A 16773-nucleotide genomic window follows, 5' to 3' on the forward strand; every position below is an offset into this window, starting at 1 on the left:
CTTATAATTATTAAAAACAGTTTAACCCGATAACAAATGATTACTACTGAACCAGGAGCTAGCCTGGATGCTCTGCCAACTTATTTGCCTGACCACAAAAAAAGTAAGGCTTTTGAAAATGGACCGCGCCTTGTTCTGGGTACCTCGGGACTGGGCGGTGTTTGGGGGGGTGTTGATCAGCAACAATCTGAAGAGGCCATACTTTATGCCCTGGAAAGAGGTGCTTTGGTTTTTGATACCGCACCTTCTTATGCTAATGCGGAAAATGTGCTTGGAGCAGCATTGAAGCAATGGAATGGTGAGAGGCCTTTTATAAGTACTAAAGTAGGCAGATTGCGCGCTGAAACAGCGCATGATTTTAAGCTGGATTATTCATCAGACGGTATCCGCAGATCACTGGAAAATAGCTTGAAAACCCTTGGAGTCGATTTTATTAACTTACTCTTTTTGCATGAGCCACAGTTGGTGGAGGCAAGTGAAATTCCCAGGATACTGGAGACACTCCAATCTTTCAAAGAAGAAGGGTTAATCCATAGAATAGGATTAGGAGGTAATCTTACTCAATCTTTCAGGCCGTTTATGGGGAAAGATAAGTTCGAAGTGGTGTCAGGTTTTCTAAGAATGAATGCCTGCAACCTGGATGCCTTTTCGGATGACCTGGCCTTTTTTAAGGCGCGTAACCTGGCCTACTATAATGCCTCCATACTTCATTTTGGATTGCTGGGAAGCAGACTGGAAAATTATAGCGAAAATTACGAGCGTGAGAGTGGCTGGTTGAAAAAAAGAGATCTTCAAATAGCAAGATCTCTGAAAAAACTCGCTGAACGAGAGCATATGGGGCTGCCTGTATTGGCCCAGCGTTATGCTTTTGGTATTGAAGAGGCCGATAGAATAGTGGTGGGAGCGAAGAATAGGGAACAAATTGAACGAACACTGGATGATTGGGAAGAAGGACCACTACCAAAATCACTTTTTGATACGATTACCGACATAATAAGTAGTTTTTATAGAATATGAAAAGATATTGTCTGGCGTGTGATCTCAAAGATCGTAAGGATCTTATAGAGCAGTATAAGTCGTATCACGCCAAAGGTCAGGCTTGGACTGAAATTACCGAAAGTATAAAAAAGACCGGTATACTGGATATGGAGATCTATTTGACGGGTAATCGCCTTTTTATGGTTATGGAAGTAGAAGACTGGTTTGATTTTCAACGTAAGGCTGAATATGATGCTCAGGATAGTAAAGTTCAGGAATGGGAAAAGCTAATGGGACAGTTTCAGCAACCTTTGCCATGGGCCGGTGAAGGTGAAAAGTGGATCTTAACGGATAGAATATATAAGCTTGAAGAATAGAGATGGGTGTCAGGTATTTCTGACATTGGGCAGTATACTTTAACGGTTACAGGAATGGTTTTCTATGTGGAAAGAGAAGCCGGGTCTTTTGATGTGGCGGCGCTGTAAGGATAAAATACCCCCTTTATTAGTGCTATTCTCACCATTATAGAAAAGAACATGTTTATTTACCTTTAATCGGACATGAAAATGTTACCTAAAAAAATGACAGTATGATACGCGGTAGAGTAAGAATAACTGACCTTGCAAATGAATTAGGTGTTTCAGCGTCTACGGTTTCCAGGGCATTGAGTAACGAGGGAAGAATAGGTGAAGAGACCCGAAAGGCGGTGTTAAAGCTGGCCCGTGAATGGGGGTACAAGCCTAACCCTTTTGCAGTGAATCTATTGAAAAAAAGATCTAAGAGTATAGGCTTGATCCTTCCTGAGTTCACACATCATTACTTTTCAAGGATTCTTTCCGGCGTAAACATGGTGATGAACGAACACGGATATCACCTGTTTATTAATACGCATGATGGCAGCTTTGAAAAAGAGGTGAAGGCTGTTAATGTGTTAAATAGCATGAGAGTTGATGGTATTATAGCCTCCTATACGAAGGAAACATCGACTTTTGATCATTTTTTGGAAGTACTGGAGGACAATATACCTGTGGTATTTGTGGACCGCATGTGTGAAGAACTGGATACTTCCTATGTGGTAACCGATGATTTTCCGCAAAGTGTAGAGGCCATCCATCATATGGTCCGAACGGGTTCACAAAGAATTACCTATGTCACCGGGCCTGAAAATCTTTCAACCAGTTTTACAAGACTGACGGGTTATAAGGAAGGGCTCAAACAATGTGGTATTCCTCTTAATGACCGTTTTATTCTTAATAGTGATGATGCGGGCTGGAAGAAAAAACTGGAAACGCTGATTATTTCCAATGAAACCGACGGCTTGCTGGCCTTTAACGATTATATTGCTTTTGAGGCGATAGAATTATTCAAAAAACATGGAAAGGATATTCCAGGGGAAGTCGCCGTTATTGGATTTGCCGATGAACCCATAGCCTGTCATATGTCTCCTAAACTTTCTACGATCATGCAGCCCGCGGAGCTCATGGGACGGCGTGCGGCTGAAATACTACTTTGGCATATACAAAATCCGTCTTCCGACGAGATCAAATGTGAATCTTTGGAAACCAGCCTCGTTCTTAGAGAAACTACCCGAAAAGTAAGTACGAACAGGACAGCAAAATCAAAAATGCGTGTACTGAAAAGTGCATCTTGATAATATCTGTATTGGGGAGTCATATCGGGAGAATTATTCACTGGTTCATATCCTGAACCTGCTTCTTGGTTCTTTGCCCTAAGCTAAATCTCAGTTATGCCGCCTCTTTCAGTTTTTGATATAGTGGTTTTAAATCCAGCACATCATTCATTTCGTGTTGCAATTCGATCAAAGCCTTAAACATCTTTATGGTTTTATCTTTATGTTCAGGGTGATTTGACACGTCATTCATTTCCTCCGGGTCATTTTTCATATCAAATAATAATACTCGCTCAGATCCGGGATATACGATCAGCTTGAAGCCATCTTTACGTATCATACGCTGCAGATCAATGTAACCTCCATAGATAGCAGGGTACGGACCCTTCGTCTGTGTTCCTCTTATCATTCCCATAACGCTGTTGAATTCTATATAATCAGGAGTCGGGACTTGTGCTAATTGAAGACTGGTAGCCATAGCGTCTTGTATATAAATATCTTCTGAGATGCGTTTTCCTTTTGGTACTTCGGGGCCTAAAACAATGAAGGGAGCTCTTATACTATGATCATAAAGACTTTGCTTACCTATCAAGCCATGCTTGCCCATGGCTAGTCCGTGGTCTGCGGTGAAGATAACATAGGTGTTATCCATCTTTCCCTTGTCTTCTAAAGCAGTCAGGATCTGACCTATCTGCTCATCCAGGTGGGTGATGATCGCGTAATATTCTTGTATATGTTTCTTTGTAGCATATTCTGTTCTTGGGAAAGGTGCCAGTGCTTCATCTCTAAGATCAGGACCATTGCCCATTTCATCCATATAAGGATATGCCTCCTGCCAGCTTTCAGGAAGGCTGATCTCATTGACATCGTATTTATCCAGAAATTCTTTTGGTGCCTGCCTGGGGTCATGGGGAGCATTAAAGGCCAGGTACATGAAAAAAGGTTTCGGATCATTTTCAGTAGTTTCAATGAATTTAAGGGCGTCATCTTTTAAAACCTCACTCCAGTGTTTACCACCGGCCCAATACCCCTTGAACTTCGGGTCTGTAGGTGACCAGGAAGTATCCTGTTCATCTAACGGTCTATTATAGCCTACTGGCATGATGTCAGCCAATGGAGTAACAGCGGGGTCATAATTTTTGAAAACGTTCACCATTTTTTCATGATCCCAGGCGTCACCAGGCATACCGGGGCGAACGTGAGTGGTATGTTGAAACACTTTATCTGCAGGAGCATCCACGTGCCATTTTCCAGTCATATAGGTGTTATACCCTTGTTTTTCCATGAGTTTTGCCCAGGTTTGGTCCATACCCTGTCCCTTTACCCATTGCTGACGAAATTGATTTGCATTCCACACGGAGCGACCGGAGATCAGCATGGCCCTTGAAGCGACACATACGGCGCCATTCCAGGCTCCCATGTTTAGGCATGGGTAAAAGTGATCCCTTCTTCTACCATACGATCGAGAGCAGGAGTTTGGATTTCTTTATTGCCCAGTGCGTGAATAGCAGAATAGGTAAGGTCATCAGCAAAGATGAATACTATGTTGGGTAGATCATCTGCCGTATCTTCAGAAGTGGAGCAGGCGCTGATGAAAAGAAAAGACAGCAACACTATGACCCTATTTATTAGTCTAATGTATTGTTGGCTCATAACTTTTCAATGATGTTATAATATACTGAATACTGCGTATTATCCGCTGTGAGAAATGTGCTGCTGAATTTATATTGGCCCTTACCTAGTTCCTTTTCTATGACGACATAGGGTTGGCCAGGGTCTATGTCTGCTATGGAGATAGTTTCATCATTTAGTTTAATGATCGCAGTTGTGGCTTCTATACCTATACCGGTGGGCAACCCATCACGTGATGGAGAAGGATCAATTTTTTTTGCCTCTTCGTTTATGGCAAGACCGGATTCCGGTGGATAGCGACTCATGCGAAATTGATAGTTACCCTCTTCCAGTATGTCAATGGTATAATAGCCATTGGGGTTATGCTTTGCTTCTCTGATCTGTTGTTGGTTCCACGGTAGTAGTTCTTCCGTGTGCAGGTCATGAATGGTGAGTGATACCGGGTCTTGTCCAATAGGTATATAGGCATATTCAGCTTCTGATGCTATGTCAGACCACCATGTAGTATAGAATTCATTCATTTTACTGACCTGGTCGGGGAACTCGCTGGCCAGATCATTTTTTTGTCCTGGATCTTCCAGCGTATTATACAATTCACTTCCATTAACCAGGCGCCATTGGGTGGTCATCACACAACTGTTTCTGCCTTTTTCAGGCCATTGTTTTCGCTGAGTATCCACTACCAGCATACGGTCCAGTGAAGGGATCTCACCATTAAGCATGCCTGTTACGTTAGTTCCGTCCAATGATGCGCCCGGCTTATAGGGCAAGCCTGTCATTGCGGCAAGCGTAGGAAGTATATCTACATGAGAAACCAGTTCATTAAGACTCGGCTTTTGAACGAAACCACCTTCCGGCCATCTTATAAAGAAAGGCACCCTGTGGCCTCCGTCATAATTACTGCCTTTAACACCTCTCAGGCCTGCGTTATAACCTAAGGTCTTGTTTTCTTTTTTGAGATAACTGATGCCATTGGCTGTGCCATTGTCCGTGGTGAAGATCAAAATGGTATTATCGGCCAAATTATTATCTTCTAACCAAGCTACAAGTTTTCCGAAATTCTCATCAATATTATTGATCATGCCGTAGAATCTTTTTTGCCCGTGGGTCAGTGGATCATTTGCATGTAATTTTGCATATTTTTCCGGTACATTAAAGGGTCCATGTGCCGCATTGGGTGCCAGGTAGATGAAAAAAGGTTTTTTACTATGATCTTTGAGATAGGCGATAGTTTCATCGAACCAGACATCGGTACAGTAACCTTCGAATTTTTCCGGTTCCCCATTTCTAAAATAAGTATCATCAAAGTAATCATTACCCCAGTGATCAGGGGTTTGTCCAATCCCGCCGCCACCATGATATAGTGCCGTTTGAAATCCGCGATCGTGCGGCCTGAAAGGATAATTATCTCCTAAATGCCACTTCCCGAACATAGCTGTTTGATACCCGTTTTTAGCAAATACTTCAGCAATCGTTTCTTCATCTTCGGAAAGAATAGAACATCCTGCAATGGTGTGCCATGCATTGTTTCTGTTAGCATTTCTTCCGGTCATTAACCCGGCCCGTGTGGGGGTACATGTGGTGCCTACATGGAAATTAGTCAGTTCCAGTGATTCATCGGCAAACTTATCGAGATGAGGTGTTTTAATCCAGGGATTACCGTGGTGTCCAATATCTCCATAACCCTGATCGTCCGTCATGATCAGGATCACGTTAGGTTGGGAGGTCTCCTTTGATGTGTCACCACCCTTTTCCGAAGGTGCACACGACTAACCTAGTAGCATGATCAGAACAATCGATGCTTTTTTTAATAAGTTCAATAAGAATAAGCGCATAGTGTTTAATCTTCTATTAACAGCCAGTTGAGGTTTACAATTTTGTTTAATCCCCACTCGGAGTGAAATACAACGACAAGATCGTGTATTCCTGTTACCGGTTCAGTTATATCAGTAGTAATGGTTTTCCAATGATTCCAGCCACCGGTATGGGTTACTTCAAATGTTGCAATGACTTTCCCTTTTGGATTGTCCAGCCTTACCTCAAAGGTACCTACACGTTGCCCACATGCCATTCGTGCAGTTATTTTACTCGCTGTACCTTCACCAAAATTTACACGATCAAATCGTACAAAGCCACCGGGTTGGGTATTATGTACCATCCACCCGTCAGGTTCATTGCCACTGACGAAGGTCGTTTCGGCTAAATGTATAGAGCTGTAACGATCTATTTGTAGTGTATCTCCCAAACCGGGTGTACCTATTCCTCTTAAGGTGGGTTTAACCTTTTTGATCGTACCATCTTCTTTAAAGTGGATATAATCTGCACGCATGGACCTCAACTTGTTGAAGCCGCTAATGTCCCACCAGTGATAAAATAAGATCCACTGATCTTTATACTTTACGATAGAATGGTGATTGGTACCATTAGATATATTATCCATGATCTTCCCTCTGTAGGTGTAAGGCCCCATGGGGTTTGTACTGGTGGCATAGGCGATCGTGTAACCTTCGTCGGGAAATACATGTGCAAAGGTGAAATAGTACAACTCATTCCTTTTAAAGACAAAAGAACCTTCTTTATACCCTGAAGGTAATGCATTCACTTTTATTGGCTCAGCCGCAATTTCTTTCATATTATCCTTGAGTGGCGCTACAAAAAGCTCTTCTCCGCCACCATAATATAAATAAGCGCTGTCACCATCTAACAGTAATCCGGGGTCTATCCCTTGTACCCCCTCAATATAGTTTTTCTCCCACTTAAAAGGGCCACCGGGGCTTTTGGATACACCGACACCTATTCTTCTGAAAGCGCTCCCGTCTTTAGGAGGAGCAGGATAGTAATAGTAATATTTATCTCCACGTTTGATGCAATCCGGTGCCCACATGCCATAAGCGTTCTTTTTGCCCCAGGGTACTTCGTTATGGTCAAGTATTTGGCCATGGTCTTTCCACGAAGCACCGTTTTCTGTTGAGAAAATATGATAACCAGGCATACAAAAACGAGGGGCATCTATTCCTTCGGGAGGTACAATATCCGTAGAAGGATAAACGTATAATCTGCCATCGAAGACCCTGGCTGTTGGATCTGCCGTAAAACGGTGGGTGACTAACGGATTTTGGGCTTTCACTACCAAAGCAGGTAAAAGCGCTAAAAAGAACCAAAGTGTGTTTATAAGCCGGACCAGCTTTTTTTTATTCATAATCTCCGTTGTCTTTTTTGAATATGCCATCAGGAGCTTTTTTTAATTCGATTTTAAAAGCGTATGCTGCAAAAGCGTTTTCCGGTTTATTGACAGGATGATTAATTTTAAGACCATCGCCGGTTTTTTTCCAGGTGATTTTTTCCGAAGAACCCAGTAATTCAATGTTGACAATTGGATCAGGTAAGGAAGCAATATCTGCCGACATAGATTTGATCAGAATATCTTCAGTAGGCCAGTCCATTACAAAAGCATAGATATAATTGTCCCGTGTAGTGAAACGAATATCACGGGGACTCATCGCCTTTTGATCGTACTCTGTGTGATCACCAATTCCGGAACGCGATGGCCCTTCGCCATAGATGATCCACGGCTTGGTGGCATATATCCCTTCGCCGTTAATTTGCAGCCATTTACCAATATCCAATAAGGTTTGTGTCTGATCTTCGGGGATAGTACCGTCTGCTTTCGGGCCTACATTCAAAAGCAGGTTGCCGTTTTTACTCACGATATCCACAAATTCATCAATAAGTTCTTCTGCGGGCTTATTTTGCCAGTCTTTTACAAAAGACCAGGAATTACGTCCTATGGAGGTGTCTGTTTGCCATGGCCATGGCCGTATACGGTCCATTTTTCCTCTTTCTATATCCAGCACCGCTGCGCCGTCTGGGATAGGTTCATAACGGATCTTTTTATAATTAAGAACCACTCCTTTATCCCATTTTTCAGCCATGTTATAGTAGTTGGCCAGAAAGTCGAGCCTGTATTCTTCATAGTCCGGTGTGCAAAACCCGAAATCAAACCACATCAGGTCCAGCTCATATTTTTCCACCATCTCCATAGCTCTTTTATACCAAAGGTCTTTAAATTCTTTGGTAGGAGGGTCGGTAAAGGCATGAGGCTCATTATAAAAATCCCTGAATTCAGGATCTGTAGTATCTAAACCTTTTGCATAGTGCCACCAGTACCATCCGTAAGCCAGATGCGAAGAACTACCTACTTTTATATCTCTTTTCCGTGCTTCGGCAGCCAGCTCCCCAAGAGCGTCTACTTTAGGTCCCATATTCACTGAGTTCCATCTTGTATGTGAGCTTTCATACATGGCAAAGCCATCACAGTGTTCCCCTACAGGCACTACATATTTGGCCCCGGATTTCTCAAAAAGGTCCATCCATTCCTTTGCGTTGAATTTCTCTGCTTTGAACATTGGAATAAAGTCTTTATACCCAAACTTTTTAGGTTTGCCGAATGTCTTTTTATGAAATTCGTAAGTGGGATTGGTATTTTCCGTTGGGATGCCTGTAGTATGCGGAGTTAATGTAGGCCGGTACATATGGTACCCATACCATTCACTACCGAATTCGGGTACAGCGTAAGGGCCCCAATGGATAAAAATCCCGAATTTGGCATCTTCAAACCATTCAGGGGTAGTGTACTGCTTAAGAGACTCCCAGTTGGGTTGAAATTTCTGTGCATTATTCTTAATTGAAATCAACAGAAAGAATGCAGTAACGAGTAAAAAAGTCTTATAAAATTTTGGCTGAACCATATTCACTGGTATTAAGAATTAATAATGGATAATAAAGGTATTTGGATTACATTAAACCAGTCCGCGCAAAGGGTTTAGCGGTGGATGTGTTCCATTTGCCTGGTGAGAATTACTGAACTTCTTCTCCATGTTCCTTCTGATAGTCAGAGGGAGTCATACCAAATTCCTTTTTGAAACAGGTCCGGAAATATTTGGCGTCCGTAAACCCGACTTCATACATTACCTCATTGACCGAATATCTCTTTTTAGAGAGAAGCTGAGCAGATCTTTTAAGGCGGATACTTCTGATGAGGACGTTAGCCGTTTTCCCTACCAATATCTTGAGCTTTTTGTTGAGATGTAGCTGGGACATACCACATTCTTTTGCCAGCATTTCTACCGTAAATTCTGATACTCCTATGTTTTCTTCCACATAGGAGAGTACCCGTTTAAGAAAACGTTCATCGAGTGAAGTAACTTCTACCTCCGAAGGAGACAGGTCTACATTTTTACGGATTTTGTTAAGCAGTGTTTGTCTGGATTGGATGAGACCCTCCATACGTGTTTCAAGCTCATGCATATCAAAAGGCTTTGAAATGTAAGCGTCGGCACCTTTTTCATACCCTGTCACTTTGTTGTCCAGGGATTTTTTAGCGGTGAGTAAGATCACGGGAATGTGATTGATGCGGTCATCGTTCTTGAGCTTTTCACAAAATGTCAACCCATCCATTCCAGGCATCATTACATCGCTTATTACCAGGTCAATATGACTTTTCAGGCAGATCTCAAGAGCTTCTTTCCCTTCACTGGCAGTAGTGATGGTGTAGCTGTTTTTAAAATGTTCATTCAGAAAGAAAAGAATGTCACGGTTATCTTCTACCAGAAGTACAGAATGTTCCTTTTTATGAGATGTTTTTTCTTCGTCTTCATTCTGTATCTCTTCAATGGTAGGTTCCAGTACCCAATTTACATCTTTTGAGGTTTCCGTAGGTTCCTCTTTACCATCCAGGATCACATCGTTAACGAATGCCTCCTTCTTGTAGGGAAATGTGAGAGAAAAAGTGGTTCCCTGATTAAGCTTTGAGGTAAAGGTAATGTTACCATGATATAACTCTATCAAACCTTTAGTATAACTAAGTCCGATTCCCGATCCATGTTCCTTTTTTACGTAAGCATCCGAGAATCTTTCGAAAAGGTGTCCTTGTAGTTTTTTTGACATGCCTATACCGTTATCACTCACTTCCAGTCTAAGCAGGTCCTCATTTTCATCCAACTCAAGGCTAACGGTTATTTCCCCTTCTTCATTGGTAAACTTAAAAGCATTTGAGAGTAGGTTAAATATCATTCGCTCTATGATATCCCGATCGTACCAGCCTATGATATCATGATCGCAAATGAAGGTGAAATCTATTTTCTTTTTGCGAGCAAGCTCGTTGAAATTATCACACAGGTTCTGCACGTACTGACAGATGTTACCTTCCATAACGCGGATGATATGCTTGCCTTGTTCCACTTTTCTAAAGTCCAGCAACTGGTTGACAAGGTTTAGTAATACCTGTGAGTTGCGATGGATTTTGTCATAGTACTTATTGAGCTCATCTTTGCCCGGAGAATACAGCGGATTTTTGAGCCGTTCTATCAATCCTAAAATCAACGTCAATGGTGTCCTGAATTCATGCGATACATTTGTAAAGAATTTTAGCTTGAGCTGACTGAGTTCTTCAATTTTTTCCTTTTCCAGGTGTTCTATGAACAGTTGATTTTTTCGGCTGTTGGTGATGAGTGTGAACTTTCTGAAAAACCACAGCCCGCTCAAAAACAGCACCACATAAACGATTAAGGCAGGATTGGTCAGCCAGATAGGTTGTGCTACGGTTATCTCCAGCTTTAACGGCGTATCACTCCAAAACCCATCGCTGTTGCTTGCTTTGACATGCAGTGTGTACTCTCCTGCCGATAAATTGGTATACTTGGCAATTCTATTTTGTGACGTTGTGTAGATCCACTCTTTATCAAAACCTTCCAGTTTGTAGGCATATTTGTTTTTTTCGGGGGAAGCATAGTGCAGTGCGGCAAACTCCAGGGAGAAGCTGTTTTCATTATATCCCAGTTTCAGTTTTTTGACCTTATTGATATTGTCCTTGAGAATAACCCTTCCATTTACCATCTTCCCTGTCTCAACAGATCTGTTGAGTATTTGCAGGTCTGTGAATACTACATCAGCTCTCAGTGTATCCGCTTGGATCTCGCTGGGACGAAATACATTAAAACCACTTACCCCGCCGAAGACCATCTCTCCGTTGGACCTCCTCGTAGAGGCTAATTCACCGAATTCGGTATCCTGTAATCCGTCACTGATCCCGTAATTGACAAATTCTTTAGTAACCGGGTTGTATTTTGAAAGCCCGCCGTTAGAGGATATCCATAGGTTTCCTTCCGGATCTTCTTCAATCGACTTTACAACATTGTCAGGTAAACCGTCTTTAGTGGTGATCCATTCAAATTTATCATTGTTTGGTGTGGTGCCTTTTATGATCTTATTGAGCCCGCCGCCGAGTGTTCCGATCCACAGGTCACCATTTTTGGATTCAAAGACCTTCAATACATAATCGTAGCTAATACTGAGTGAATCCTCTTCATCATGTTTGTAGTTGATGAAAATGGGAGATTTTTTTAGTTTTTCATCACGCGCTAATTTGTTGATACCTTCATCCGTACCTATCCATAAATTCCCATTTCTGTCTTCCGTTATACTCCTTATTACGTTGGATGATATTCCTGATTCATTGTAATTGTTATGCACAAAACGAGAAGAGCTAATATAGTTGCCATATTCATCAAAATACACCCGAAAGAGGCCATTACTATAAGTGCCTATCCAAAGGATACTATCCGAATCAAATAATAAAGTAAAGACTGAACCTTGGAGGTTCAGATCATTAAAAACTGATTTTGTAATGTTCTCCTGGTCGGTAATATTCAGTACTTCAAGGTGTGAACTGTAGCCGGTACCTACAAATATCCTTGTAGAACCTTTGAAAGAGACTTCTTCAATGGAATATGCGTAGTTTTCGCCCCCGATTTGCTCATTCATATCAAAGTGGATGAAACCATCGTCATAATCCTGGCTTCTGTTAAACGGAAGCAGGTCTAACCCACCACCTTCCGTACCGATCCATAAGTTTTTTCTTTGGTCCTCCATAATAGCACGGATCTTATTGTAAGAAAGACTGTTGGCATGTTTGTTTTTATGGTGATGACTGAAATTTTTGCGATTAGGGTTGTAGAGATTTATCCCTCCGCCGTTAGTGCCTATCCATAAAATACCAGAGTTGTCCTCTATAATGGCCGAAACAATATTTTTACTCAGGCTATGAGGGTCCGCCCAGTTATGTGTGAATTGGTGGGTGGACATCGTTCCATTATCGTAATAGATCACTGATACACCGTTTACATTCGTCCCCCAAATGTTATTGTTAGCATCGGATATTACTTTATCGTACGTATTACTTATTACCGTAGTAAAACGTGGATTATTCTTGTTGATCTCTTTAAAAGACAGGGTTAGAAGTTCATTGGCAGCAGCTATTATTAAGGAACTGTCATTGCTGACAATAGATCGAACCCTTCCTGTATTAGGACTCCCGTAATGAATGAACTGGTGGTTATTGCCTGCATCCGTGTTAATGTATCGGTTCAGACCATTCAATGTGCCAAACCATACATTGCCCAATTTATCTTCAAAAGCGCATGCCACGTAATTATGACTGATGGAGTATGGGTTATCTTCTGACGCAACTAAATGCTCTATCGTTGGTGTTTTGGTGGTGTAATCATATTTAATTTTGTTTACACCGGTAGTAGTCGTTACCCATATGAAATTACTCTTATCAATGAGTATGGATAATACATGATTGCCTGTTAACAGTTTTGAGGAAGTATTTTTGTTTTTGATTGAAATAAAACTGTTGGTAGCTCTTTCCATTATTACCACTCCTTCATCATCTGTGCCTATCCATAGGTTGCCATAAGCATCTTCTGCAATGGCGCTTATAAGGTTGCTTGAAATGGCTTTATCATTGTTGACCTCCTTTTGGTAGATCTTGAAGGAATACCCGTCAAAGCGATTGAGTCCCCCATTGGTGCCGATCCAGATAAAACCATAAGAGTCTTGAAAAATGCTTCTGACATCATTTTGAGATAATCCGTTTTTAGTGGAATAAATATCAAAATGATCATGGAACCTGGAGTCCTGAGCATAGATATTCCCATAGATAAATAGCAGAACGGAACATAATGCTATGTTAATGGTTATATATTCCTTCTTGGATGCGGAAATCTTTGACATCCAGTGATATAAAGAGTAAAGTGGGTTGTTCGTACCTTTCATTTTGTGATGGTTACGCTTTTTTATTGGGTTAATTCGATTTAAAGTGACTATTTATTTGGTTAAACATACATTTCCAAAGCTCACTTTTCAAAATACCCTCTCTAACAAATACAAAATACACCCCCTGGCTAAAATTCCCCCCCGCTATTTGCGAAAAAAAATCACGTTCTTGGAAATACTGATAAACTACATTTGGCAATGTATTGATTAATAATGATCTAACAAGATCATTTTATAATCCTTACTACATCTTAAACTAAAACTAAACTATATGGAAAAGTGTTTACTTGCGAGGTTCCAAACAGTCATTAAGAAGCCGGCCTGGCTTTTGCTGTTGGCGCTGTTCATGATCCAAACCTCTGGATATGCGCAGATTTCAGTTCAGGGTAAAGTTACATCCGATGAAGATAACGAAGGACTTCCCGGTGTGGCTATACTGGTACAAGGAACAAATCAGGGTACTATTACAGATGTTGACGGCAACTACAGCCTGTCTGTTAAAAATCCGGATGCAACATTAGAATTTAGCTTTATTGGTTACAAGACCCAGGCTATTAAGGTGGGTGGTCGTTCTACCATTAACGTAACCATGTCTATCGATGTCCAGTCACTGGAAGAGATCGTAGTGACCGGGTATGGAGAGCAGGCCAGAAGAGAAGTTACGGGTGCCATTTCTCAGATCAAATCGGAAGAAATTGAAAAAATCATCACTTCTGATTTTGGTTCGGCAATACAGGGGCAGATGGCCGGGGTAAGTGTCCGGTCTGTCAGTGGTGCACCGGGATCCAATGCTTTGATAACGATCAGAGGGGTGACAGGATTTTCATTGAGTGGAGATACATTTTCCGGAGGAGCAGACAATGCCAATACGCAAGGATCTGAGCCTTTATATGTGGTAGATGGAGTCACTTATGTGACTAACCCAAATATTGCGCCACAGGAAATCGCCTCTATCGAAGTGCTAAAAGACGGTGCTTCAGCTGCTATTTATGGCGCGCGTGCTTCCGGTGGGGTTATTTTGATCACCACCAAATCAGGTGTGCCGAATCAGACCAAAATCACAATAGATTCGTATTACGGTGTGCAACGCATCACTTCCGGTATTGAACTAGCCAATACGGCAGAAGCGTTGTATATAGCTGATCTGCAAGATAGATTTTTGGTCAATGATCCTGTTTCACCATTACAAAATAATCAAGAGGGCCTTGACTTTGATACTGACTGGTTGGATGAGTTGCAAGTGGACAATGCGCCGATCCAAAGTCATACATTGACGGTAAATACAGGGAAAGAGGATTTACAGTTTAACCTGGTGGCGTCATACTTCTCTCAAGATGGTGTGTTGATCAACTCAGACTATAATAAAGCGGCAGTTCGGACCAACACCACATTTGAAAAAGACAAATTAAAGATACAGTCTACCATAGGGTATAGCCGTGACAATCGTTCATCTGAGCCATGGGCCTTACAATACGATGCCATCCGTCAGGTGCCTTATCGTTCGGGCACTGATCCGGTTTCAGACGTATTCGCGTTTGACGGTACTAATCCTGAGGTCATCGGTGGTTTTCTTGCCAAACTGCAGGAGGAAAATACCACCATAGGTAATAATGTCAATGGTAATATCAGGTTGAGCTACGAACTAGTGAAAGGGTTGACAGCTGCTGCGAACATTGGAGGTTCAATAGCGAATTTCAATCAACGTCTGTTTAAGCCCGGGTTCGTAATAGAGAACGCGGAAGGCGAAGCGCAGCGACCTATCATTTCCGAGCTGGACAATACCATCAGAGACAATGTCAGGACTATCCAGGAATATACGCTGTATTATGAAAAAGAGATTGAGAAACATAAGTTCAACTTTTTGGTGGGGAATACCTGGGAGACGGCTGACGGTAACAACAGGAGGTTTGAAGGCACCCGACTTTCTGCCAATGAAACGCCCGTTTTTGAAAATATTGCCGATTTAGGGGCACGTCAAACAGAGACGAGATTTACTTCTATGTCTTACCTGGGGCGTTTCCGTTACACGTATGATTCCCGTTACATGTTTATGGCGGTATTACGAAGAGATGCTTCAAGCAGGTTCTCTCCGGACAACAATGTGGGATGGTTCCCTTCTTTTTCAGCGGGATGGCTTATTTCAGAAGAGGCGTTTTTTGCCCCGTTAACGAATGTAGTAAACCAGTTTAAGGTGCGGTACGGTTATGGACAGACGGGCAGTGACAGATTACCGGATTATGCATTTTTACCTGTGGTTAATTCTGCGGCGGATTACATATTTGGTTCAGGCGAAGAAGAAAGACTTGCTCCTGGATTGACACAATTCGGTTTTGCTGATCCCGATCTTATATGGGAGACTAATATAAGTCATAACCTCGGTTTTGACGTTCAGTTATTGGATGGACGGATCAATCTTACGGCAGACATATATGATCAGGAAAAAAAGGATATGATACTTCCGGTTGCGACTTCTGTTTCTGCCGGTGCCCAGGATAACTTCACTAACGTTATTAGGAATATCGGTAACATGCGAAACCGCGGAGTTGAAATAGCCGCGAGTTATACGGATCAGATAGGCGACCTGGGTTTTAAAATTTCAGGTACCTTCACCAGAAACAGGAATAAGATACTTGAAATGTCTGGTGATGAAACCATCTTTGGGGGATGGCCTAATATTGTTCGTTTTGGTCAGACCAATCCGACAAAAGTATACAAGCGAGGGTTGCCCGCCGGTGCTTTCTACCTTGTGCCTACGGACGGCATCATTGAGACTGAAGAGGAGTTGACTGAATACCAAGCTGCCGTCACCGACCAGATAGGGCGAGGTGCCCAGTTGGGAGACCTCAAGTACGTGGATGTGAATGGTGATAGTGCCATTAACGATGACGACCGCCAGTTTTATGGTGATAGTTATCCTGATTTTGAATATGGTATCAACCTGAACCTGAATTACAAAGGATTTGACTTGACGATACAGTTTTTTGGTGTTGAGGGTGCTGATGTTTACAACGGACCGAAAGCCTATGCATATGCTTTTAACCGCCATAGAGACCTTGTTTACTCCTGGTCTGAGGTTAATCCTACTTCTCCTATACCTTCTCCACGTCAGGAAATAGAACATCCTAATGTCAACACTTTTTCAGACTTTTTTATGGAGGATGGGTCTTATTTGAGATTGCGTACTGTGGTACTGGGATACACATTGCCACGAGCGGTCGTGCAAAAGGCTGGTTTTGAAACGGTCAGGTTCTATGCCAGCGCACAAAACCTGCTGACCTTCACAAAGTATACAGGATTTGACCCTGAAGTTGCCTCTGGTAATCCACTATTGAATGGAATAGATACAGGAAAATATCCTGTGAGTGGGTCATTGCTACTTGGAATGAAACTTGTGTTTTAAGTCGATATTAAATGAT

10 protein-coding genes are annotated in these 16773 nt (G+C 42.0%); 4 read left to right on the top strand and 6 right to left on the bottom strand.

The window, feature by feature from the left end; all coding sequences use genetic code 11:
- Positions 1 to 36 precede the first annotated feature (36 nt).
- The 3 genes from FNH22_RS15945 to FNH22_RS15955 all read left to right on the top strand — a co-directional run bounded on the left by FNH22_RS15945 (position 37) and on the right by FNH22_RS15955 (position 2629).
- Entirely contained in the window at positions 37 to 1017 is a 981-nt protein-coding gene (locus FNH22_RS15945) for an aldo/keto reductase (RefSeq protein ID WP_143399407.1), read from the top strand.
- Positions 1014 to 1355 carry an L-rhamnose mutarotase gene (locus FNH22_RS15950; RefSeq protein ID WP_143399408.1) on the top strand — a complete coding sequence of 114 codons (342 nt, stop codon included), beginning with the start codon at positions 1014 to 1016 and terminating at the stop codon, positions 1353 to 1355. The genes FNH22_RS15945 and FNH22_RS15950 overlap by 4 nt, the downstream gene beginning before the upstream one ends.
- A 212-nt stretch (positions 1356 to 1567) precedes the next feature.
- Positions 1568 to 2629: a LacI family DNA-binding transcriptional regulator gene (locus tag FNH22_RS15955; RefSeq protein WP_143399409.1), complete on the top strand. Its 1062-nt coding sequence runs from the start codon at positions 1568 to 1570 to the stop codon at positions 2627 to 2629.
- Between the two features lie 94 nt (positions 2630 to 2723).
- Here the strand turns inward: FNH22_RS15955 and FNH22_RS15960 are convergent, their stop codons facing one another.
- The 6 genes from FNH22_RS15960 to FNH22_RS15980 form a co-directional block, all read right to left on the bottom strand.
- Complete coding sequence (locus FNH22_RS15960; protein WP_255518070.1) at positions 2724 to 4028, bottom strand: sulfatase-like hydrolase/transferase; 1305 nt, start codon at positions 4026 to 4028, stop codon at positions 2724 to 2726.
- Between the two features lie 2 nt (positions 4029 to 4030).
- On the bottom strand, positions 4031 to 4261 hold the full coding sequence (locus tag FNH22_RS32675; protein ID WP_255518071.1) for a sulfatase-like hydrolase/transferase: 231 nt from the start codon (positions 4259 to 4261) through the stop codon (positions 4031 to 4033).
- Positions 4258 to 5952, bottom strand: a complete 1695-nt coding sequence (locus FNH22_RS15965; protein ID WP_255518072.1) for an arylsulfatase — start codon at positions 5950 to 5952, stop codon at positions 4258 to 4260. Before FNH22_RS15965 ends, FNH22_RS32675 begins: the two co-directional genes overlap by 4 nt.
- 128 nt (positions 5953 to 6080) lie before the next feature.
- Positions 6081 to 7439, bottom strand: coding sequence for a family 43 glycosylhydrolase (locus FNH22_RS15970; protein ID WP_143399411.1), 1359 nt, complete (start codon positions 7437 to 7439; stop codon positions 6081 to 6083).
- Positions 7432 to 8988, bottom strand: a complete 1557-nt coding sequence (locus tag FNH22_RS15975) for an alpha-L-fucosidase (protein ID WP_143399412.1) — start codon at positions 8986 to 8988, stop codon at positions 7432 to 7434. Before FNH22_RS15975 ends, FNH22_RS15970 begins: the two co-directional genes overlap by 8 nt.
- 109 nt (positions 8989 to 9097) lie before the next feature.
- A complete protein-coding gene (locus FNH22_RS15980) occupies positions 9098 to 13357 on the bottom strand; it encodes a two-component regulator propeller domain-containing protein (protein WP_143399413.1) in 4260 nt (1419 codons plus the stop codon).
- 271 nt (positions 13358 to 13628) lie between these two features.
- Here FNH22_RS15980 and FNH22_RS15985 point away from each other — a divergent pair, with 271 nt between their 5' ends.
- On the top strand, positions 13629 to 16757 hold the full coding sequence (locus FNH22_RS15985) for a TonB-dependent receptor (RefSeq protein ID WP_143399414.1): 3129 nt from the start codon (positions 13629 to 13631) through the stop codon (positions 16755 to 16757).
- Positions 16758 to 16773: the final 16 nt, after the last annotated feature.

This window comes from Fulvivirga sp. M361 (assembly GCF_007097395.1).
GTDB lineage: Bacteria > Bacteroidota > Bacteroidia > Cytophagales > Cyclobacteriaceae > Fulvivirga.